Consider the following 22,442-nt stretch of genomic DNA (forward strand, 5'->3'; position numbering starts at 1 on the left):
CTTGATGCCCGCTTACAATGGCATGCTACCTCTGCGGTCCCGCGCTGTAATCGACCCAATCAGGTTCGATGTCCTCCCAATCCCATTCGGCTTCTATGGGGGGCACCTCGTTGCCACCGGAGATGAATGCGTAGTTGTTCACCTCATCCACCCACCAGGTGATCACCCAATTGGTCGGTGCGTCGATCGGCGCAACCTCGGCATTGGTAATTGTCGTCGTCCATAAGGTGTAAGCAGTGTTTGGAGGGAGAGGTTCGCGGTGGACCTCGTTCTGACCGCTGAAAACGATGATTTCGGCTTCAACGTCATATTCGATAAAGGGGCCCCAGTCGAAAGTCACGGCGACTTCTACCTGCGCCAACGCCTCCCCCGGCGCGGTGAAGAGGGTGATCGCCGCCAGCAGGAGCATCGCGGCGAAGGTGAAGTTTGAGTGTCGGTCCATCGTTCAGTCCTCAGTTTGGGATCTACGGATGGCCCAGGCGGATGCCTATGCTGAAAGAAAAGTAACACCCAAAAGGCTGCCTGTCAATGGACAGGACGCGACTCGCGGGAAAGATCTCGCCGGTCATCCCGCCCGAGCGCACATCTCATCGCAAGTCAGCCTCGAGCGCTCACCCCCCAAACCCTCCCTAATGCCCCGCGGCTGGAACTTTGGACTGGAGCGTATCCCCGGGCAGCGCCGGGTGGTAGATCACCGCGTCCGGCCGGATCGGATGCTCGACCTGCTCGTAGATGTCGCCACGACGCGTCGTGTCGAGCATCGTCAAAGTGATGAAGATGCCGAGGAAGACTACCGCCGAAACGAACACCAGCGAGTAGAGCCGGTGATCATACTTCAAGTGCATGAAGTAAAGCCCGACCAGCGTTGCCTTGACAACCGCCACCGCAAGCGCTACGATGAGGTTGAGCGGTCCCAAGTGCACCTGAGCCACGGCAACCGTAACGATGGTGAGGAAAAAGAGCGCGCCGCCGATGCCGAGATAGATCTTCATCGGCATCACGTGCGGTTCGGAATGAGGTGCCGAAGGGTTCAATTCAAACCCCTTTCCATTTCGTTCATTTCGTCCATTACCCTATTAAATAAAGCAGTGGAAAGAGGAAGATCCAGACCATATCGACGAGGTGCCAGTAAAGGCCGGTTACCTCGACCGGCGTGTAATAGGCGCTCGAAAAGTCGCCCCGTCGGGTCCGAATGATGAGCCAGGCGATGACTGCCATCCCGACCAGCACGTGTAGTCCGTGCAGCCCGGTCATCCCGAAATAAATGCTGAAAAAGACATGCGGATTGGTGCCTTCGATGCCGGTGTAGGTGTAGAACTTGCCGGGCAACTGGCCGACGTGGAACTTATGGGAGTACTCGAAATACTTGATGACCATAAAGGTCGCGGCCAGGAGCCAGGTTGCGACCAGCAATCGGGCGGCTTCGCTGCGGCGGTTAAGTTGCAGCGACCGGATCGCGACCGCGATCGTTACCGACGATGCGACGAGCACCAGCGTGTTGAGCCCGCCGAGCCGCCAGTCGAGCGCCAGGTGCGCGTTAGTGAACATCCCCGGATTCCAGGCGCGGTAGATCGCATAGGCGCAGAAAAGCCCGCCGAAGAAGAGCACCTCGGTCAGGAGGAAGACCCACATCCCGAGTTTCGCCGCGTCCCGCTGTTGGTCGGCATCCGCAAAGTGGTGCTGGAACCAGGAGGGAGGGGCTGAGGGAATGAGGGGATGAGGGGATGAGGGATGCGAAGTATCCATGTACTGCATAGGTTAGGATTTTGAATCGCTCTTTGATCTAAGTTTGATTATCATTGACATCAGCATTGCTTCCAACTCACGCAAGCGTGAGAAATGGTCGTCGAAACGTTCTTCGACTATCAGACGCAGACGGCGGGCAAGTTCGAGTTGGGTCTCGATTTCCAGCAATGACCCACGCGCAATATGAAGAGAGTGAATGTCCTCCGGACGGGAATGACGCCCGAATCCCCCGGCTATATTGCAGGGATTGAAGCGGCAGCCCGGCGCATCTGTTGAGTCAATCCATAAATTTCTTCCTTCGGGAAGTGACCGGTTAGGACATAAATGGACTCGGCCAAGGTCATTGCCTTCTGCCAAACCTGCAACTCTCTAAAAGATCCGATCTTTGCCATCTCTGTTCACTATTGAGTTTGAATCAGTTGGATTTATCGAAAATTCAATTAAACAAATGTACCCTTTTCTCTTTCCCCTCATCCCCTATCCCCTCATCCCCTTTCCCCTCATCCCCTCTTGAACTCATACGGTCCCCCCTGCACCACCGGCGTTTGGGTGAAATTGTGCGGATGGGGCGGCGAAGAAGTTTTCCATTCCAGTGTCTCAGCCCCCCAGGGGTTGTCGCCGGCCGGCTTGCCCTTCCAAAGCGATGCGACCAGATAAACAGCGATGATCGTCAACCCGGCGCCAAGTATGAATGCTCCCACCGACGAGAATCCGTGCAGGCGCGTGAACTGCGGCAAATAATCGAAATAGCGTCGCGGCATTCCGCGGGTTCCAAGGATGAACTGCGTGAAGAAGGTGAGGTTGAAGCCGACGAAGACGAGCAGCCATGCTATCACCGCCCAGAACCGACTGTACATCCGCCCGAACATCTTCGGCCACCAGTAGTGGATGCCTCCCAAAAGCGCGATAACCGTCCCGCCCATCATCACATAATGGAAATGCGCCACTACAAAATAGGTGTCGTGCAGATGGACGTCCGCCGAGAGCGTGCCGAGGAAGATGCCGGTTAGACCGCCGATGCTGAAAAGAAAGAGAAACGCCAGCGCGTAAAGCATTCCCGCTTCGAGGCGAATCGAACCCTTGTAGAGCGTCGCCGTCCAGTTAAAGACCTTCACCGCCGAAGGTATTCCGACGAAAAAGGTGAGAAACGAAAAGACCGCCGACGAGAGTTCCGACTGACCCGAAATGAACATATGGTGTCCCCAGACGAGGAACCCGAGCAGCGCAATGCCGAGCGACGATGCAGCAACCGAATTGTAGCCGAAGATATTGCGCTTGGAATAGGCGGTGATCAGTTCGCTGATGATCCCCATCCCGGGCAGGATCATGATGTAAACCGCCGGGTGGCTGTAGAACCAGAAGAAGTGCTGAAAGAGCACCGGATCGCCGCCCATCTTAGGGTCGAAGATTCCCATCCCAAAAGCGCGTTCCAGAACGAGCAGGAGTAGTGTAATACCCAGCACCGGCGTCGCAAGAACCTGAATCAGAGCCGTCGCATAGATTGCCCAGACGAAGAGCGGCAGCCGGCCCCAGGTCATCCCCGGAGCCCGCATCTTATGGATCGTTACAATGAAATTGAGGCCGGTGAAGATCGACGAAAAGCCGAGTATAAACGCGCCTAATGTCATCGAAATGACTGAGGTGTTGGTCTCGGTTGAATAAGGCGTATAGAACGTCCAGCCGGTGTCCGCCGCGCCGCTCACCATCGAATAAACGGCGAAGCAAGCCCCGAAGATATAGACATACCAACTGGCCAGATTGAGACGGGGAAAGGCGACGTCCTTGGCGCCGATCTGGAGCGGCATTATGAAATTCCCCAGCGCTGCCGGAATCGAAGGGATAATGAAGAGGAAGATCATTATCGCGCCATGGAGCGTGAACATCTGGTTATAGACGTCCGAACTCATGAACTGCCCGCCCGGCCGCCAGAGTTCAAGGCGGATCAGGAGCGCAAAGAGGCCGCCGAGAAAGAACGCGATCGAGATGCTGATCAGGTAAAGAACGCCGATCCGCTTATGGTCGAGCGTCGTCAACCAGGAGAGCAGTCCTTTCCCGCCATCTTCGATGTAATTAGGGCGAGCCCGTGAGTCCATCTCGTCCATCCTGTTCATCACGTCCAGACTGTCCACTTTGCCCTCCATTACTTCAGCCCTTTCAGGAACGCCACCAGCGCGTCGATCTCACGGTCCTTGAGAAGCCCCTGATAGGTCGGCATGATCGGCTGAAAGCCGGCCACTACTTTCGCTGTCGGCGTCAGGATCGACTCCCGGATATAGTTTTCATCCACCATCACCGACCGCCCGTCAGCGAGTTTCACGTCGTGCCCAAAGATGCCCTTGAAGGTCGGCCCGTTGCCCGGCGAGCCATCGAGCGAGTGGCAGGTGTAGCAGGCCTTCGACTGGTAGAGTTTCGCCCCATATTCCTCGGGGGTCATGCCCTCGCCCGCACTCGATGCAGCGTCGAGCCAGTCGGCAAATTCCCTCTCGCCGACAACCTTCACCTTGCCCAGCATTGCCGAATGCTTCGAACCGCAGTATTCGGTGCAGTAGAGGTCGTATTCGCCCACCTGCGTGGCATGAAACCAGGCAATGGAGTATCGATTAGGCAGGACGTCCTTTTTGATGCGAAACGCCGGGACGAAGAAACTGTGGATCACGTCCTTCGACGAGAGAAGCAACTTTACATTGCGGCCAACCGGAACGACCATTTCGTTAACTACGGCTGCTCCTTCAGCATAGTCGAACGACCAGAACCACTTCTGACCATTCACTTTGACTTCATAGGCTTCCGCCGGAACGATCGAGAGCCTGAGGTAACCCCGAAAACCCCAGACGAAGATAACGAGCACCAGCAGCGTCGGAATCACTACCCAGGTGACCTCGAGCCAGAGCGGGTGATGCGGTGCCGGACGGAGCGCTTCGCCTTCGACGCGACGTCGGTAGCGCAAGGTGAAATAGGTCGCCAGCGCTACGATCAGGACGAAGAAGAACAGCGACATCCAGAAGAGAAAGTGGAGAATGGGATCCACTTCCCCCACGGTTGTCGAAGCCGCAGGCGGCAGCCAGAATGATCCGGAGGAGTTCAAGGAATAACTTATGACCGATTACTAATGACTTATCGTGCGACTCTGTGCGCCCGGAACTTCGGCGGGAGTCTTGGCTCGCCGCAGTTCCCCGCGCCTCAGGCGCCAAAGAAAAAACACTAACAGAATAGCCGTTATGGCTCCCCCGAGCCGCATCAAATTCCCGGCGAAGAGAACATAGCCCCGGGCTGCCGGGTCGTAATGAAAGCAGTAGAGCAGGAGACGCTCGGCGGTGCTGCCGATCCGGCCCTGGGATGCTTCCAGCAGCGCCAGCCTCAGGTCGCGCTCTTTATACTCGATACCGTAGAGGTAGCGCGACAGGACGCCATCGGGCGTCAGGAACATCGCCACGGCCGAGTGGGCATACTCGTCGCGCTCGGGAACGTAGAAGAACCGGAATCCGACGGCGTCCGCGAGTCGCGCAATGGCAGCCGAGTCTGCAGTGAAAAACTGCCAGCCATCGCTTCCAGATCCGCTTGGGAGATACTCCCGGTAACGCGTCTCGCCGGCCGCGCTCTTATCCGGCGTCTCGCGCGGGTCGATGCTGATGGTGACAATCCGGTAGTCGATCCCGGGCCGGTAGGCAACGCTTTGGATGCCCTTGCCAAGCCCGGTCAGGACCATTGAGCATAGCATCGGGCAGTCTGCATAGTAGAAGGCGAGCAGAACCGGCTGGTCCTCCTTCAGGAGCGATCCGATTTCGACCGCCTCGCCGTTACTGGCGATCAGCAGGATGTCGCGCGGGAGGGAGGCGCCGTACTGTTCGACGACATCGATCCGCTGCAAGTCATCAGGAACGTGCTCCGCTATCTGGGCAAACAGGATCGCGGGCAGGATGAGAATCAGAAAACCGGCAGCTCTTCCCCGCGCATCATTCTGCAACCCGCATTCCGCATTCCGCATTCTACTTCCCCTCAGCCGCCAGCAATTGCATCGCCCGCTCGATAGGAATGCGATAGAGGCCCCTCGCAGAGTCAACGACGCCGTAGGTGGTGAGCGCTTCCATCTCCTTTGCTCTCAGACTGCGCAATGTGCTCGATTGCGGCTTCAGCGCAACCTCGTAGTGCAGTTCCTCCTGCGCCGTCCGGAAGAACTCGTTTAGACCCACCAGCATTCCAATCAAGATCAGGGCCGAGATGATGCCCGTCAAGGTCAGTTTCAGGACGTTGGCGTCGCGCCGCTCGTAGCCCGGAGCGGCGTCGGGATGTGGTTCGGTGCGGTGTTCGATCATCACTTGTTCACAAACTTGAGGGAATCTTCGAGACGGGGATCGTTCACCGGCACGAGCGGCCGGGCGCCCAGCCGCTTCCAAAGAAAAGCCATGAAAAGCCCGCCGGTGAAGAGCATCGTTGCGCCGTCGAGGTAACTGAACGTCGCGCCTTTGGGATGAAGTATCGGAATGACGTTCCAATAGAGGTCGATCCAGTGCATCGCCAATAAGCCCAGGGCAATCGTGCCGAGGAAAGCCGGATTCCGCTTGGCAGGGCGGTTGATCAGGAGAAAGAAGGGAACCGCGAAATGACCCAGCGGCAAGAGGAGCGAGATTGCCTTCCAGCCGCCTATCCAGCGATGACGGTAGAAGATCGTCTCCTCCGGCAGGTTGGCATACCAAATCAGGAAATACTGCGAAAAAGCCATATACGCCCACATGATCATGAAGGCGAAGAGCAACTTGCCGAGGTCATGATAGTGCTCGGCGGTCACCGCGCCCTGCAGCGCGCCCTGCCGGCGGGCGGCATTTACCATCCGGACGACGAGCGCGAACATCGCCATGATCCCGCCCATGACGATATAGACGCCATAGATCGTCGAATACCAATGCGGATCGAGCGCCATCAACCAGTCGAAAGCAGCAAAGGTCGCCGAAAAGGCGAAGAGGATCATCCCCGGCGCGGCGATCTTTGCAAACGACCCGGAGACCGCTTCGCCCCTATCCTGCCGCTCCGAAAGCGCTGTCAATCGCCAGACCAGCAGACTCCATATTGCGAAATAGAGCGCCGCCCGGATCGTCCAGAAAGGAACATTGAGATAACCCGCCTTCTTCTGCAGGATTGTGTCCGTGGCAACGGCTTCGGGGTGACTCCAGTGATAGAGTTCGTGCGCCCCGACCAGCACCGGAATGAAAAGGAACGCCATCAAATAGAGGTTCTTCGCCACCGCCTCGAAGAATCTCCGCACGACGATGCTCCAGACCGACCCGGTCAAGTGGTGGATCATCAGGAAAAAGAGTCCGCCGAGGGCGATCGTCGTCCAGAAGGCGAAGGCAACCAGATAGGAAAAGTGAAACTGCCGGTGGTCGGAGATGACGCCCCAGAGGCAGAGTGCGGCTCCGACAGCGGCTACAATCCACCAGATGCGGGCGCGCCCCGCCGCGTTGGCCAGCAGATATTCCGGCTTCACAGGCGATGAGGCGGTCGGGCTAACGGATGCGGCCACGCATCTCCTCCGGAATGTCGGCGAGCGTTGCATGCTGGCTGCGCTGCAAGGCCCGGATGTAGTTGACGATCAGCCAGCGATCTTCGACCTTGATTTGCGCTCCATGTGCCGGCATGTTGCGCAGTCCGTAGGTGAGTGCGCGGTAGTAATGCCCGTCGCTGTAGTTTCGCACTAGGTCGCTGTGGAACGAAGCCGGCGGCGGGAAACCCTTCTGCAGCATGATCCCCTTGCCGTCGCCGGTCTGACCGTGGCATACCGAGCAATAGATGTTGTAGCGCTCTCGCCCCCGCTGCAGTCCCGATTCCGCCGCCGGGACCGGCGACGTTAGTACCGGCTGACCGGTCGCCGGATCGAGCCCTTCATAGTAGCGGACGTCGTCGCGCAGGTGTCCCCGGGCGACCGTCCCAGCCGGAGGCACTCTCATCGAAGCCGCGTCGGCGAAGTTCGGATTGGCGCTCTGCGCCTTGAACTTCGGCTGGTTGTCCATATTCGGATTGATGTGGACCGGCGGCCGGTCGGAGGGACGACCCTGGCAGCCGATGATGACAATGGCCAACAATGCGGAGTAGAGAAGGCTATTCCGCATCGTGCACTGCCTCCATTTCGACTGCGCCGAGTGCCGCCAGTTGCTCTCGCAACCGGGCTTCCTCGAATAGCGGATCATCGGCATTTATTGCGATGATGAAGCCGTCGTCGGAAAACCGCGCAAAGAGCGGACTCTCGAAGAGCGAGTGATGGAACTTCACCCCGGCGAGCGCGATGAACCCGGCAAGCGAGCCGAACGCCGCCAGCAGCACGGTGATCGCAAAGATCGGCGGGAAGAAAGCCTGGTAACTGAAGAGCGGCTTGCCCGAGACGATCACCGGGTAGGCAATGACGCTGGCCCAGTAGATAAGCGCCAGCAGCCCCGTGCCGCCCGCAATTGCCCCCGCCGCGGCGACGTAACTGACCCGCGAACGAGGCTCTCGCATCGCGTCGTCCATGCCGTGGATAGGGTAGGGTGAATGCGCATCGAACTGCTTCAGTCCAACCTCCCGGAGCGACCGGGCGGCTTTCAGAAGCGCTCCCGGCGTCTCGAACCGCGCCACCAGCCCCTTTACCGGCGCTTGCCCGATCATATTCCCCCCATCATCATCATCATCATCTTTAGTGCGTCTCCGCCTGCGGTAGGACACCCTTCACTTCAGACATCGCGATCATCGGCAGGAAGCGCAGGAAGAGCAGGAAGAGGAAAAGGAAGAGCCCGATAGATCCGACGAAAGTCATTACATCGACCCAGGTTGGCCGGAAGTAAGCCCAAACCGCCGGCAGGTAGTCATTGGCGAGCGAACTGACGATGATCACAAAGCGCTCGAACCACATCCCGATGTTGACGAAGATCGACAGAACGAAAAGCACCGGCACCGATGTGCGCAGCCGCTTGAACCATAAAATCTGGGGAATCAGAACGTTGCAACTAACCATCGTCCAGTATGCCCAGGCATAAGTCCCAAAGGCGCGGTTGATGAATGTGAACCGCTCGATGTCGTTGCCTGAATACCACGCAATGAAGAACTCCATCGCATAGGCATAGCCGACCATCATCCCGGTTACCATCAGCACCTTGGCCATCTTCTCAAGGTGGTTGATGGTGATGTAGTCCGAGATCGGATAAACGAGTCGCGCCAGTATCGCCAGCGTCATCACCATCCCAAAGCCGCTGAAGATTGCTCCAGCAACGAAGTAAGGGGGAAAAATCGTGGTGTGCCAACCCGGGATGACTGACGTGGCAAAGTCCGTGGAGACGATAGAGTGCACCGAGAGCACCAGCGGCGTCGAAATCCCGGCCAGAATCAGATAAGCCAGTTCGTAGTGCTTCCATTGCCGGTTGCTGCCCCGCCACCCGAGCGCAAGAAGCCCAAATGCAACCTGCCGGATGCGGGTTCCGATCTCGCGGGCACCCGACCGGATCCGCGCCGTCGCCCGGTCGCGCAAAGTTGCCAGGTCCGGCACCAGACCGAGATACCAGAAGAGGAGCGAGACCGTGAAATAGGTCCCGACCGCAAAGAAGTCCCACAGAAGCGGGCTGCGGAAATTAGGCCAGAGCGCCATCTGGTTCGGGATCGGCATCACAAAGTAGAGCAGCCAGGGTCGTCCGACGTGGATGGAGGGGAACATCGCCGCGCAGAGCACCGCGAAGAGAGTCATCGCTTCGCTGAACCGGTTGATCGAGGTGCGCCATTTTTGGCGCAGGAGGAACAGGATCGCAGAAATCAGCGTCCCCGCATGCCCGATGCCGACCCAAAAGACGAAGTTGGTGATGTCCCAACCCCAGCCAACCGGCACTTGAAGCCCCCAAACGCCGGTGCCTTCCCAGAAGAGGTAGCCTATCAGGCCGACCAGCATAAGGCTCAAAAGTCCCGAGATGCCCGTCGCGATCCACCACCATAGCCCCGGTCCACGTTCGACGATGCCGCTGATCCGCTCCGAAACATCGCGAAACGACGGCTGGCCCTGAATCAGAGGCGCTTCGAGCGAAGTGTTATGTATTGATGTCGATGCCAATGACGGATGATGATTGAACCCTAATCCGGCGGTAAGTGTGCCGTCGGATGTCCCCATCCGACGGCGGAGCGGTCAGATGAGGACATCTGACCGCACAATTGGCTTCCACCCCAGAGGTGAAAACAGCAAACGCCTATCGCTGGATCAGGGTTAATGACTAAAGATCAATGCCGATCCTTCAGACCCCTGTTCTCTCCGCTTTCCATTCCTCAAACCTGATCCCGCGCCCGGTTTCAAGCCATGACTTCAAACTCTCCATCGCCCAACTCCAGCCTTCCCTCAGGTCATCGCAATCCTCGCGGGTCTGCAGTTTGCGATGTTCGAGGGCGACCCGCACCTTGCCAGAGTCCATCGTCTCCAAGGTAATCGTCACCTCGCTGCCGGGCTGGTGCTGAGGTTGTTCCCAGGTGAAGCGCAGCCGTTTGTGCGGCTCGACGATCTTGAACTGGCCGGCGTCTTTGTCATCGTTGGAGAATCGCCCACCGACCCTCAGATCGACCTTTGCACCGGAGGTGAACCAGCCATTCAGTCCCGCCGGAGTCGCCCATGCCGCCCAAGCCGCTTCAAGCGTCGCTGCCACCGTCCGATGGACGGTAAGGTCATAAGTCCGGTCGGCTCGCTGGCGCACTTCTCTTAAGCCTCGTGTGCGCTCGTATTCGACGGTAATCGTCTGTGCCCACCACGCCGAGACCGGCTCCAACTCTCCCAGCCGGCGTGCCATCTCCTTGTGCCCGAGTGTCGGGCCGTTCCATCGATCGAGCAGCGCAAACCAATAGTCGTAGTCGTGCCCGGTAGCCTTGATGACGGAGTCGGATTTAGGCGGCCGGTAGGTTTGTCCAGCGCTCACGCTTCTACCTGACATAGTCCCAAGGTCCCGGCAGCCTACCCCAACGCGGGGTTGGGGTTGCGCACCCGAGCCAGATAACTGGTGCGAGGCCGGGTGTTGATGTCGGCCAGAAGTTCATAGTTGCGGGCATCGCGCTTAAGTTGCGAGACCCGCGAGTTCGGGTCGAGGATATTCCCGAAGACGATGGCTCCAGCCGGACAGGCTTCGGCACAGGCCGGCAGGACGTCGCCGTCGCGGAGCGGCCGGTCGCCCTCCAATTTCGCTTCATGCTTGGCGCGGTTGATGCGCTGAATGCAGTAGGTGCACTTTTCCATCACTCCACGCGACCGGACCGTGACGTCCGGGTTCTGCACCATTTGCACCAGAGAATCGAGTTTATTGGTGTAATTGAAGAAGTTGAAGCGTCGCGCCTTGTAGGGGCAGTTATTGGAGCAATACCGGGTCCCGACGCAGCGATTGTAGGTCATCACATTGAGGCCTTCGGCGTCGTGGTTCGTCGCAGCAACCGGGCAGACCTGCTCGCAGGGCGCCATCTCGCAGTGTTGACAACCGACCGGCTGAGCCACCGACTGCGGGTCCTCGACCGGGCCGGTGAAGTAGCGGTCGAGCCGAATCCAGTGCATCTCGCGGCTCCGTTTCACCTGTTCGCGCCCGACGATCGGAATGTTGTTCTCGCTCTGACAGGCTATAGTGCAGACATTACAGCCGGTGCAACTGTTCAGGTCGATGGCCATCCCCCACTGGTAGCCTTGGTCGTATTGCCACTCTTTCCAGAGTGACGGCTCGGCACCCCGGGGGACCATATCGTGAGCAAAATCGGGATTCTCCCGATACTCACCCAGGCTCGCTTCCCGGACGATTGGACGGCCTTCCATCGACCAGTGCTCCTGTGTGGTGGCCAATGAGGAACGGCGGCCCGTCGGCACCACCTTCAAACCACCTGCAACATCGCCCTCTTCACTTGTGCTTGCAGGCTTCAACCGGTAGACATTGAATCCGACGCCGGCAGCGATTCGTCCGAACTCGCGCCCGTAGCCGAGAGGCAGTGTAACCGAGTCGTCGGAATGACCGGGCAGGACCAATACCGGCGCCTCGACGAACGCGTCGCTCAGTTCAAGGCGGACGACATCGCCAGTCTTGAGGCTCCACTGGACCGCGCTCTTTGGGCTTACGAGCGCGGCGTTGTCCCAGGTCAGTTTAGTCATCGGATCGGGCAGTTCCTGCAGCCAGCCGTTGTTGGCGAACCGCCCGTCAAAGAGGGCTGGAGAAGGCCGGAAGACGGCTTCGATGCCGGACGCCGTTTTCGGCCAGTGCGAGGCAATGAAGCCGGTTAGGGCGCTCACGTTCAAGACGGACGAGAGGACTTGCCCGCCGCCCGCCGGTGCGCCGTCGTGCAGCGTCTTGCGCCACTGGCTCTCGTAGTCCACCCCGGGCAGGAATCCCCGCCAGGTCTCGCGCACCAGTTCGTAGCCGCGCGCTTCGCTACCGGTTAGAAGAAATCCGATAAGTTCTATTCCGCTCCAGCCGCCGAACATCGGCTCGATTTGCGGCTGAGCCAGCGATGGCGCGCCCGACGCGTCAAAGGCGTCCCCCCACGCTTCTAGAGTGTGCGCCTGCGGCAGATGCCACCGGCAGGCGGCTGACGTCTCGTCTTCCCAGTAGCCGAGCCGCAACGATTGCGGGACCTTGTTCAAGAGCGCCTTCCAATCGACTCCCGCTCCGCCGTCATAGACCGGGTTACCGCCCAGGAGGATGAGGCCGGTCACACTCCCGGCTGCGATGTCGGATGCCAGATGCTGTTCGCCGGAGTGGTCGATTCGGGCGGATTCCGGCAGCGGTGAGTAAATGACCGTCGCCCCCCGGTTGCCGAGCGCTTCGTTCAAGGCGATGACGAGGGCTTGGACGGAAGCGGGCTGATGCCGTCCGGCGACGAGGATCGACCGGCCGCGGCAGGCGAGCAGATCCCCGGCTAATGCCTTAAGCCAGACTCTCCCGGATGCCGTCATGTCGCCCTCCGGCAGCCCGTTAATCATGCCATCGAGCCCCAGTCCGCCGGTCGCATTCAGTTCTTTTGCGAGCGCGAGCGTGAATTTTGCGATCTCACTCGAACGGATGCGGAACCGGTGATCGGCGTTGGCTCCGGTCAGGGTGAAGTTCGACTCGGCTACATAGAGCCGGTTCATCTTCTGTTCGCTGTCGGGATTGCGACGGCGGGCGAAGCCTCGCGCGGCCGATACCGCCCCCGGCTCGGTGCCGAAGATGTCGGCGTCGAGTGCGAGGGTAACGTCAGCAGCGCCGTAGTCATACCGCACCCGGCACGGCATACCGGATGAAACTTCGAGCGCACTCTGGAGGCTTGCGCTCCCAACCGCCTCACGGACGATCCACCTGGCACGGGGGAATACCTGCCTGAATTCGCTCTGCAATCGCGCCATCGTCGGAGCATCATAGGCTTCGGAAAGGACAGCCAGTCCCTCGCCCTGACGGGCTAAATACTCACTGCGAAGGCGGCGCAGGAATTCGACAAATTCCGACCGGTCGCGAGTTTGACCTCGTTCCTTTATATGCCGTGAGCGATCCGGGTCGTAGAGATCGAGGATCGCTGCCTGCGCCCAAATCGAACTGCCGCCCCCCGACGAGGGATGGAGCGCATTGCCGTCGATCTTGACGGGACGGCCTTCGCGGGTCGTTACGAGCAGCCCCAGCGTATCGCCGGCTATCTGCATCGCCGTGGCATAACGTTCCGGACGACCGAGGACGATATCTTCGGGAGCCTTTACATAGGGGACGATGGTCTCAAGCGGCCTCCGGCAGCCGGTGAGCGCCGCCAGCGCCATCGATGCTCCCATCAAGCCGAGGAAGGTCCGGCGGCTCACCGGATCTGTAAGTTCGCTTGCGGCTTCGGGGAACTCGCGGTGGAGTTGCTCGATGAAGACGGGATCGCCTATGAGTTCGCCGGAACTGCGCCAGTAGGATTTGTTTATCCCACGGCTCCCCGACTCGTCGGGGATAGTTGGAAGGGTTTGCACCGGGGTCATCATCTATGGCAGGCCGAGCAGTTGGTGGGCGGATTGATGCGCTTTACCTGCTTCCATTCACGAACGAAGCGGTCGAAGTCGGCCGGAGGCTCCCAGTTGAGGTTGGTGATCTCCGAAACCGGCCGAAGGTGAGGATCGGGATTTCGGTGGCAGTCAAGGCACCAGGACATCGAGAGCGGCTTGCGCAGAGTAACGACCTCTTCCTGCGGAATGTTGCCGTGACAGGAAAAGCAGGAGACTCCGGCTCGCAGGTGCGCCGAATGGTCAAAATAGGCGTAATCCGGCAGTTCGTGCACTCGCACCCATTGCACCGGCTTGCCCGACGCGGCGGCTTCGCGGATCGGGAGCAGTTTCGGCGATTCCTTCAAGACCTGACTATGGCAGTTCATACAGGTTGCAATAGCCGGGATATTGGCATGAACCGACTGCTCGACCTGGCTGTGACAATAGCGGCAATCCATCCCGAGATCGCCGGCGTGCAGTTTATGGCTGAACGGCACCGGCTGACGGGGCCGGTAGCCGACGTCGGTCCACCACGGCGAGCCGAAGTACCAGAAGAACCCGACGACTCCGCAGACTGCTGCGAATACCACGAGCCCGGCGAGCGAAGGAATGCGATCGACCCATTTGGGAAAGATTTGCGCCACGAACCAGTTGCCCTATCTGCCTGCGGGGGGAAAAGGTGACGGGGACCCCCGGCCGGTAGCCGTGCTCTTTTTTATGGTAAGCAGGAAGCGGCAGTGTCCCCGGCGGACGGAGGTCGTCCGTCCAAAGTCATAGAAAGAATCTACGAAGTGGAGATACACCTGTTGGAACACTCGTCAACCGGATGGACAGGGCGTGAAAAAAAGTGCATCGACCAAAATCTTGGGAGCACCGGTATCAGGGGGCAGGAAGGCTTGACGCCGGACTGAGGCAGGGCGTATAATATGAGGTTGACTTGCGCCCGTAGCTCAATTGGATAGAGCATCTGGCTACGGACCAGAAGGTTGGGGGTTCGAGTCCCTCCGGGCGTGCATCTCCATCGGCAGGCGTTGAGCCTGCCGATCACTTTTGGGCGAAGATGTCATCTTGTGTTATCCTCCCTGCTTCGCGGGGGGAATGAAGGGGGGGAGATTCCGGTCTTTCCACTTGCCCCACCCCACAAGGCGGGAGGGTGCTGGATATTTTAATGGGAGCATCAAACAATAGCATCAGTAGGACGGAAATTCTTGTCCGTCCTAAGGGCAGGCAGGAATGCCCGCCCTACTGGAGAATAACACTATTGTCCGCACCCATTAATAATGCAGTAGCAGCGTCGCCAGACCCGGCTCGGTGAGACGATGCAGCGTCAGGGCATCGTCGGGCGCGAGCCGGACTGTAATCCTCGCCGCTCCAAACGGCTTGCGCAGCGCCGTCCGGGCCTCGATCACCCGGTTTGCCAATGTTGACCGCGGCCTCCCTTCTATCTCGCTTACCACATCCATCATCAGGCTCTCGCTCCAGTAGATGCGGAATCGCTCCGGCACGTCGCGCTGGAGTAGTTCCTTCTTCACATTAAGCGCTTCGCTTACGATTGCCAACACCGAGTCAGGGGTCTTCTCCTGCGCGGCAAAGAGGTGCAAGCCGGCTACCGGCCGGACCCAAGTCTTGCTGCCGCCGGTGAACTTCCGGGTGAACCGGTCGAGATCGCCGCGATCGGACTCGATTAGATCAAGTCGCGTCGTCCAGACCGGCGTCCCCTTGAGGCGCACTTCCAAAAGCGTATCGGGTACGTTTAGCACCAGATAGGGCTGTCCCGAATCGGCGAGACTCAGTTCGGTTCGCAGGCGGGCGTATTCGACCTCCGGGGAAAGCGCGCCGCCGGACGGGATCGCGGGCGGCGTTTCCGCCTCGCGCTTGTGACAGCCGACGGCGAGGATAAGCATCACCATCGGCGCCATTCTCAAGATCCGAGGGTGCAGCCTCGTCCACAACCCCGTCCTCCCCCTGTCTCTATATGATATAGACCGGTGTGCCGTAGGTCGCCCGCTTGAAGAGGAAATCGAGGTCTTCGTTGCCGAGCCGGACGCAGCCATGCGAGACTGCAACGCCCAGGAGCCGAGTGTAGAGCGTCCCGTGGATGAAATAGCCGTTGCCGAAGCCGAGGGCATACTTGCCGAGCATATTGGAGTCGTAGCGTTCACGAGGGTCGTCGGGCGGCTTTTCGCCTTCCTCAATGAAGGCCCAGTCAGGCTTGCGCCACCAGGGGTTTTCGACCCGGCTGTTGATCTTGAAGACGCCCTGTGGGGTGTTGAAAATCCACTTGCGACCGGTCGTCGAATCGGTCAGTTCACCACCGTAACCGGTCGAACAGGTCGCTTTCATCAGGACCGAGTCCTGCGTTCGCAGGTAGAGCAGATTGGCGTGGGTGTCGATTACGACGTAAAGGCCTTTGGGGCGCAGCGCCGTCAAGGCTTTCTGAGCGCGCTGCAATTCCCGTTTGGCTGCCTTTGGATCGGACGGAAGTCGAAAGGCTGCCGTGTCAGCAGACGCCAAGTGATGGTTCGCTTCGATGATCACCGGTGCTACCGACCGGCCATAGAACCATAGTCCAGTCAGAGCAAGCGGTAGAATGATGGCGAGGATCCAAAGCAACCGCTTCATAGGTCTTTCCCATCATAGCGGCGGACGATGGTAACCGGGGTGCCGACCCGGACGTGGGGTATCAGATTGTCCATATCGCTGTTGGCGAGAGCGACGCAGCCATCGGTCCAGTCCCGGCCGTGACCGCCATCGCCGTGGATTTCAATAAGCCCGCCGATGCGGGCATTGCGTGAGATGATGCCGCGCCGTTTATTCTCTTCGAACCGCTTCCGATCAGAGTCGTTCGGATAGTTGATGAGCAAGGCGCGGTAAAACTTGCTGTTGCCGTCCTTCACCTTGGAGATTTGATACTGACCCTCGGGCGTCGCGCCGTCTCCGGAAAAGTGCTTCTGGCTGGCTGAGTTGTAGCCGACGTCGCTGGCGTAGGTCCGGACCGTTTTTCCATTCTTAATAAGATAAGTCCGGTGTGCAGTCTTATCGACGATGATGGCGGGGGCGTCGTTGTCGCGTGACCAGGCGATAGTCTCCTCTACCCAATTTCGCCACTGAATCATTTGGGTCGCTTCATGATTGGCTTGCTCGGCAAGAAGAGCGCCAACGCGGGCAAGCGCCTTGCGCCCGAGAGCCGCCGACTTGACAGCTTCAGTATATTCGCCATCCTGAAACAGCCGGCGCGCGGTGCGGAGGTGCATCCCGGCTTGGGACCACCAGCGCTCAGCGCTGTAGAGGATGAGGGTGCCGTTGAGCGCCTCCCGCCATATCTTCAGTTCCTCTTCCAGGCCAATGTAGGCTTCGCGGGCCTGCAGTTCCTGCAGGGCAAGGGAATCGAGAGCAGCGCGAGCGCCCCGTTCAGCCCAGATCTCGGCCGCAAGCAGGATCGAGTCCGCCCGAGTGTAGTTGCGAAAGAGGTAGATCCGGCCGTTCTGGCGACCGATTTCGTTCCAGCCGATGGCAATCAGATGCTCGGCGTTGCGGTAGGCCGTTTCGGAGTGGCGAATCGCGCCTGAGCGACGGGCGCGTTCGAGCGCGTCGCGGGCGTTCTGAAGCCGGGCCATCGGGGGAGCCGGAGCCTCGAAAAGGCCGCAGCCGGCAAGGAAGAGCGTCAGGGCGAGCGTCGGGAGCAGTCTAAACAAGCCGGATCCGATTCCTTAAGGCAGAAGGTAGAGGGAAATAGTCCGCGGGAAGTGGGAAGGCGACAGTGTCGTTTGAATGATTCGTGGTGTCAGGTGTCTCACCTGACACTGACATGCCTTATTAACAATTACTTCCCGACGGGTGAGGACACCCGACGGCACACCCCAGCGCATTCCGAGGCAGTCTGAAACGGCAAAAGGCAATAGTCCGCGGGAAGTGGGAAGGCGACAATGTCGTTTGCATAACTGGAGTCCTCCCCTCCGGGCTTCTTCCTCTATCTTTCATCCTTACGAGAAGGGGGTCGTCGTTGCCGGCGACCCCCTCCTCTCGGTTCGGTCGTGCGGGGCGTCGGTTAGCGCTTGCCGCCTTTGGCCATGGCTTTGGCTTGCTCGATTTGTTGCATGATGGACGCAGTCCGCTGCATCACGGCATTCACTTTGGAGCGCGCCGTGAGATACTTACCGTTGTTGTAGTCCATCTGGGCGTCGTCGTAAGCCGTCATCGTCGATGCGAGATCGTTCTTGATCAACTCGATGTCCGCTTTGTTGCCTTTGCCGACGGGCGCTTTGGCGAGCGCGGCGGAGGCGGAATCGAGGTCGCTCTTGGCCTGGGTTAACATCCCTTCGACTTCCGCCTTCACGCGGGCCTTTTCGGTCGCGGCGGCGGTTGCAGCCTCCTTGGCCAGCGCCTCAGCGCGAACAAAGAGGTTCTTCGAGCCGGAGTAACTACGGAAGAGCGCGAATTTCGCATCCTGTTCAGCCTTGGCTGCAGAAGCAGCGCCGAGCGTGTCGTTGGCCGTGCGATAGGCTTTGGGCGCGTATTGCTCGGCTTCGGCGGACTTGGCGGCGGCGAGGGCGTCGTTGGCAGCCTTCATTTCCATTTCGGGCGGCTTCGAGCAACCGACGACCACCAGCAGGGCAAGCGCCAGCGCGAATTTGCCGTAACGGATCATTCCTTTGGTCCTTAAGTTCTGCCGGTTGTTGGAGATTTGGGTATGACGGGCCCGGCCCACCCGTCAATATCCAGTCTTTCCTATTAGTCTTAAAGACCCGGCCCCAATCTGCGAAAAAAAAGCCCCTTCATCCACCGTCCCTTACGGCCCGGCAGTTGGAAAAGGCATTGACGCAGGTGGGCATTGCTTCGAGGCAGCAGGCGCGGCCGGGACGGTCGGGCCGCCTCGCGCCGGGTCCGGCGCCTCGAAAACCGGGATTATAGTTATTCAGACGGCCTAATTTACGACCGCTGCAAGAGTCTGTCAAGCCTTAAAGCACTTATTTCTCCAAAAATTTATGATTCCGGCCTCGATACGTCGTTCCGTGCGCCTAAATCGGCAACTTTCCCCCGACTCTTGCGTTTCATACCGGGGAAGCCTTAATATAGTAAATAGGCTAAGCCGGCCGCAACGGACGGTTCTCTATTCGCTTCATCTATGGGACGAGGTCAGCAATCAAGATCACTCCTCATCGCCTGACGGCCGGAGCCTTGTTCTTCGGAACATTGGCGGTCTATATCAGCACCGTAGCCGATACGGTCAGTTTTTGGGATTGCGGCGAGTTTATCGCGGCATCCTTTAGTTTCGGAGTGCCCCATCCACCCGGCGCCCCTTTCTATCTGATGCTGGGGCGCCTCTTCTCACTCTTACCGACAGCATCCGACATCGGCCTCAGGGTCAACCTCATGTCGCCGCTCGTGTCGGCGATCTCAGTGCTCCTGCTATACCTCTCCACCGTCCGGTTGATACGGCTCTATCGCGGGCGGGAAGCGACCCGCCTCGACCGGATCACCATCTACGGCGCTGCCGCCATCGGAACGCTCGCCTTCGGCTTCTCGACCTCGTTCTGGTTCAATGCGGTCGAGGCTGAGGTTTATGCGATGAGCATGATATTTACGGCGATCGTCTTCTACCTCATACTGCTCTGGCTCGACCACTCCGACGACCCGGCTGGCAACGCGATCCTCCTCTTTATCTTCTACCTCTTCGGACTATCGAGCGGGGTGCACCTGCTCAACATCCTGACGATTCCGGCGCTAACCTATGTCGTAGCCTTCAAGCGGTTCCCGGCCAATATCCGGACTTTCTTCTGGGCGAGTCTGATCGGCTGTCTATTGACTCTGGCGATCTATCCGGGCCTCATTCAGGGGATACCAGCGCTGATCAACCGCTTTTCGATCTACGGCCTTCTGGTGCTCCTGATCGCTGCCGTATGGGGCGTTGTCTGGTCTATCCGGAACGACCAGCGCGTGGCCGGGATGTCGCTCCTGGCTTTGCTGCTCGTCGTTGCCGGCTACACCACCTTCATGACCATCAAAATCCGTTCCGGCCTCAATCCGTTCCTGGACGAAAACGACCCTGAGACATGGTCGAAACTGCTGGCCTATATCAACCGCGAGCAATACGGCACCGAGAGTCTCTTCCTGACCATCTTCGAGCGCAAGGCGCCCTTCTGGTCCTACCAGATCCGCGACATGTATCTGCGCTACCTCGGCTGGCAGTATTTCGAGCCTTCGAGGTTCTTTGCGATCCCGCTGCTGCTCGGATTAGTTGGCTTCGTTCAGCACTTCTACCGGGATGCCCGTCACGCCCTCGCGGTGCTCGCGCTCTTCTTCATGACCGGGCTGGCGATCATTCTCTACGTCAACCAGGACGATCCCCAACCACGCGAACGGGACTACTCCTATGTCGGCTCATTCTGGGCTTTCGCGATCTGGATCGGGATCGGGGCGCAAGTGGTGATCGATGCGGCATTGAAGTCGTTTGGCAAGTTACGGAAGGAACTCGTGGCGGGCGGACTGGTGGCGGGACTGTTGGTGGTAGCGCCGGTCAACATGCTGGTCAAAAACTACCGTCATCAAGACCGGAGCGGCAACTTTGTCGCCTGGGACTATTCCTACAACCTGCTGATGACTTGCGAGCCTGATGCGATCCTTTATACCAATGGCGACAATGACACCTTCCCGCTCTGGTATCTTCAGGTGGTCGATGGTGTCCGTACCGACGTCCGGGTGGTGAACCTCAGTCTCCTCAACACCGGCTGGTTCATCCAGCAGATAAGGGACAAAGAGCCGAAGTGCCCGATGACGTCAAAGGTCACTGACACCTACATCGATAACGTCGTCGAAGGGCGCGATATGAACGCCCTGCGCGACCGGCTCTGGGCGCAAAGCCGCAAAGTGCAGGTTGAAGGCCCCACTCCGGAAGCGCCGAAACTGGTCTGGGACGTTCCCGGCCCCATGGTGATTCCGGTCGGCGGCGGGCGCAACGAATACTTCCTGCGAGTCCAGGACTTGATGATCCTGAACACTATCGCGAAGAACGCTGCCGACGGCTGGAAACGGCCGATTTACTTCGCGGTTACGGTCTCCGACAACAATCTGGTCGGCCTGCGCAACATCCGCGACCCGCAGAAGAACTACCTCGCGATGGAAGGTCTGGCTTTCAAACTCCATTCCCGGCCGGTCGATCTGATCGACGCCGACCGGGTGGCTGAGAGTATGATGAAGGTCTATAAGTATCGCAGCGTTTCGGACGACCGGGTCTATTTCGACGACAACATCATACGACTCCTCGGCAACTACCGGCAAGGGCTCATCCAACTCGCCTATCAGTGGCAGCAGGAAGCACTCGACAGCGGCAGCAACGATACAACCTTCCAGGACCTCCCACTTGCTGAGCGGGTCGAGCGATATACCGACCTGCCGCCGCGGGTCAAAGCGCTCACCGCGCTGGAGTTCATGGACTCCACGATCCCTGAATCACGGGTGCCGATGCGCTACGACGCGCTCACCCTCAGCATCGGCCGTCTATACGCCGACCTCGGCCGTCCCGAAGAGATGCGCAGGAAACTCGACATCATCGTGAAAGACGACCAACTCGACGCTGCCAAAGCAATCGAGTATGCCAACTATTACCTTGCCGAAGCGCGCTCGCTCGACCGGGCACGCGATCTCTATAGTCGGGCGCTGGCTTTAAATCCTTCCGCCGATATGGTCTATAGAGTAGGCTACACCTGGCTTCAGTTCGGAGGCGACACGACGTGGGTGATAGACCTCTACAACCGCCTCCTGACCGCCGACGACTCCCACACGACGGCGATGAAAGCCGCCGGGCACGCGCTGAATCTCGGCCTCTTCGATCTGGCGGGATCGATCTACGAGCCTAAATGGCGATCGAATCCCCGCGACGGCGCGGCGCTCTCGGGGTTGATTGAAATGAACCGCCGCAAGGGCGACTATGCCCGCGCGCTCAACTATGTGAATGACTGGCTGGGCAACAACCCGGGCGACGAGGTGATGCTGAAGAAGCGCGACGAATTGACGGCGCTGGCGGGCAGGTAGGTTTTGAGCATAAGGCTCAAGGTGAGGAAGTTCGCGGAGGGGCGGATTCCAATCCGCCCATCTTGGGAGTGACTTATCGCGTAGGGGCGGATTCCGATCCGCCCGTTTGGGGAGTGACTTATCGCGTAGGGGCGGATTCCAATCCGCCCGTTTGGGGAGTGACTTATCGCGTAGGGGCGGATTCCGATCCGCCCGTTTGGGGAGTGACTTATCGCGTAGGGGCGGATTCCGATCCGCCCGTTTGGGGAGTGGCTTATCGCGTAGGGGCGGATTCCGATCCGCCCGTTTGGGGAGTGGCTTATCGCGGAGGGGCGGATTCCGATCCGCCCGTTTGGGGAGTGGCTTATCGCGGAGGGGCGGATTCCGATCCGCCCCTGCACGATTATTCTACACGCCTTTACTTCACCAGCAGCGCCTTCGCGGTGGCGGTTCGGCCCGATGCCTCCAGCCGCACCAGATAGACCCCCGACGGCAACCCACCGGCATCCCACGCCAGCCGGTGCTTCCCCGCACCATAATAACCATCCGCAACCACCCCCACCTCCCGGCCCGTCCCGTCCATCACCCCCAGACGCGCCAGACCCGCCTCACCCAACCCAAACTCCACCCCCAAGCGCCCGTTGAAAGGATTCGGATAGAGCGCCCTTAAGCCAAACCCAACCGGCACCGCGACTTCACCAGCACCCTCCACCCGCAGCACCCCCCACCCACCCCC

The 22,442-nt window shown here is 59.3% G+C and carries 19 protein-coding genes, 1 tRNA gene and 2 pseudogenes; 2 read left to right on the top strand and 20 right to left on the bottom strand.

The window, feature by feature from the left end; genetic code table 11:
* Positions 1–25: 25 nt before the first annotated feature.
* The 15 genes and pseudogenes from FJY67_02565 to FJY67_02635 all read right to left on the bottom strand — a co-directional run bounded on the left by FJY67_02565 (position 26) and on the right by FJY67_02635 (position 14,340).
* Positions 26–442 carry a hypothetical protein gene (locus FJY67_02565; protein ID MBM3328342.1) on the bottom strand — a complete coding sequence of 139 codons (417 nt, stop codon included), beginning with the start codon at positions 440–442 and terminating at the stop codon, positions 26–28.
* Between the two features lie 187 nt (positions 443–629).
* The gene (locus tag FJY67_02570) at positions 630–1,034 is read right to left on the bottom strand and encodes an oxidase (GenBank protein ID MBM3328343.1); all 405 of its coding nucleotides are present in this window, start codon (positions 1,032–1,034) and stop codon (positions 630–632) included.
* Between the two features lie 34 nt (positions 1,035–1,068).
* Positions 1,069–1,746, bottom strand: coding sequence for a cytochrome c oxidase subunit 3 family protein (locus tag FJY67_02575; protein MBM3328344.1), 678 nt, complete (start codon positions 1,744–1,746; stop codon positions 1,069–1,071).
* A gap of 12 nt (positions 1,747–1,758) precedes the next feature.
* Positions 1,759–2,138 (bottom strand): annotated as a pseudogene (locus FJY67_02580) (four helix bundle protein).
* 108 nt (positions 2,139–2,246) lie between these two features.
* Positions 2,247–3,887, bottom strand: a complete 1,641-nt coding sequence (ctaD, locus tag FJY67_02585; protein MBM3328345.1) for a cytochrome c oxidase subunit I — start codon at positions 3,885–3,887, stop codon at positions 2,247–2,249.
* A pseudogene (coxB, locus tag FJY67_02590) lies at positions 3,887–4,777 on the bottom strand (cytochrome c oxidase subunit II). Before coxB ends, ctaD begins: the two are co-directional and overlap by 1 nt.
* A gap of 75 nt (positions 4,778–4,852) precedes the next feature.
* Positions 4,853–5,731: an SCO family protein gene (locus FJY67_02595; protein ID MBM3328346.1), complete on the bottom strand. Its 879-nt coding sequence runs from the start codon at positions 5,729–5,731 to the stop codon at positions 4,853–4,855.
* A gap of 1 nt (position 5,732) precedes the next feature.
* A complete protein-coding gene (locus FJY67_02600) occupies positions 5,733–6,059 on the bottom strand; it encodes a hypothetical protein (GenBank protein ID MBM3328347.1) in 327 nt (108 codons plus the stop codon).
* Complete coding sequence (locus tag FJY67_02605; protein ID MBM3328348.1) at positions 6,059–7,264, bottom strand: hypothetical protein; 1,206 nt, start codon at positions 7,262–7,264, stop codon at positions 6,059–6,061. The genes FJY67_02600 and FJY67_02605 overlap by 1 nt, the downstream gene beginning before the upstream one ends.
* The gene (locus FJY67_02610; protein MBM3328349.1) at positions 7,248–7,850 is read right to left on the bottom strand and encodes a cytochrome c; all 603 of its coding nucleotides are present in this window, start codon (positions 7,848–7,850) and stop codon (positions 7,248–7,250) included. Before FJY67_02610 ends, FJY67_02605 begins: the two co-directional genes overlap by 17 nt.
* Positions 7,840–8,382, bottom strand: coding sequence for a DUF3341 domain-containing protein (locus tag FJY67_02615; protein ID MBM3328350.1), 543 nt, complete (start codon positions 8,380–8,382; stop codon positions 7,840–7,842). Before FJY67_02615 ends, FJY67_02610 begins: the two co-directional genes overlap by 11 nt.
* 28 nt (positions 8,383–8,410) lie before the next feature.
* Complete coding sequence (locus FJY67_02620; protein ID MBM3328351.1) at positions 8,411–9,865, bottom strand: hydrogenase; 1,455 nt, start codon at positions 9,863–9,865, stop codon at positions 8,411–8,413.
* A gap of 121 nt (positions 9,866–9,986) precedes the next feature.
* Complete coding sequence (locus FJY67_02625) at positions 9,987–10,670, bottom strand: hypothetical protein (GenBank protein MBM3328352.1); 684 nt, start codon at positions 10,668–10,670, stop codon at positions 9,987–9,989.
* Positions 10,671–10,690: 20 nt separating this feature from the next.
* Positions 10,691–13,696, bottom strand: a complete 3,006-nt coding sequence (locus tag FJY67_02630) for a 4Fe-4S dicluster domain-containing protein (protein MBM3328353.1) — start codon at positions 13,694–13,696, stop codon at positions 10,691–10,693.
* The gene (locus FJY67_02635; protein MBM3328354.1) at positions 13,693–14,340 is read right to left on the bottom strand and encodes a cytochrome c3 family protein; all 648 of its coding nucleotides are present in this window, start codon (positions 14,338–14,340) and stop codon (positions 13,693–13,695) included. The genes FJY67_02630 and FJY67_02635 overlap by 4 nt, the downstream gene beginning before the upstream one ends.
* A gap of 295 nt (positions 14,341–14,635) precedes the next feature.
* On the opposite strand from FJY67_02635, the gene FJY67_02640 reads away from it, so the two are divergent.
* Positions 14,636–14,709, top strand: a tRNA-Arg gene (locus tag FJY67_02640).
* 261 nt (positions 14,710–14,970) lie between these two features.
* On the opposite strand, the gene FJY67_02645 is transcribed toward FJY67_02640, so the two are convergent.
* From FJY67_02645 to FJY67_02660, 4 genes are all read right to left on the bottom strand, one after another.
* The gene (locus tag FJY67_02645; protein ID MBM3328355.1) at positions 14,971–15,615 is read right to left on the bottom strand and encodes a hypothetical protein; all 645 of its coding nucleotides are present in this window, start codon (positions 15,613–15,615) and stop codon (positions 14,971–14,973) included.
* A gap of 52 nt (positions 15,616–15,667) precedes the next feature.
* Entirely contained in the window at positions 15,668–16,318 is a 651-nt protein-coding gene (locus FJY67_02650; GenBank protein MBM3328356.1) for a L,D-transpeptidase, read from the bottom strand.
* A complete protein-coding gene (locus tag FJY67_02655; GenBank protein ID MBM3328357.1) occupies positions 16,315–17,391 on the bottom strand; it encodes a murein L,D-transpeptidase in 1,077 nt (358 codons plus the stop codon). The genes FJY67_02650 and FJY67_02655 overlap by 4 nt, the downstream gene beginning before the upstream one ends.
* A 353-nt stretch (positions 17,392–17,744) precedes the next feature.
* A complete protein-coding gene (locus tag FJY67_02660; GenBank protein ID MBM3328358.1) occupies positions 17,745–18,344 on the bottom strand; it encodes a hypothetical protein in 600 nt (199 codons plus the stop codon).
* A gap of 464 nt (positions 18,345–18,808) precedes the next feature.
* On the opposite strand from FJY67_02660, the gene FJY67_02665 reads away from it, so the two are divergent.
* The gene (locus FJY67_02665) at positions 18,809–21,727 is read left to right on the top strand and encodes a DUF2723 domain-containing protein (GenBank protein ID MBM3328359.1); all 2,919 of its coding nucleotides are present in this window, start codon (positions 18,809–18,811) and stop codon (positions 21,725–21,727) included.
* 397 nt (positions 21,728–22,124) lie between these two features.
* Here the strand turns inward: FJY67_02665 and FJY67_02670 are convergent.
* The coding region (locus FJY67_02670; GenBank protein ID MBM3328360.1) for a T9SS type A sorting domain-containing protein at positions 22,125–22,442 on the bottom strand (318 nt) is incomplete at its 5' end.

The sequence above is a fragment of the Calditrichota bacterium genome, assembly GCA_016867835.1.
In the GTDB taxonomy this organism is placed as follows: Bacteria; Electryoneota; AABM5-125-24; order Hatepunaeales; family Hatepunaeaceae; genus VGIQ01.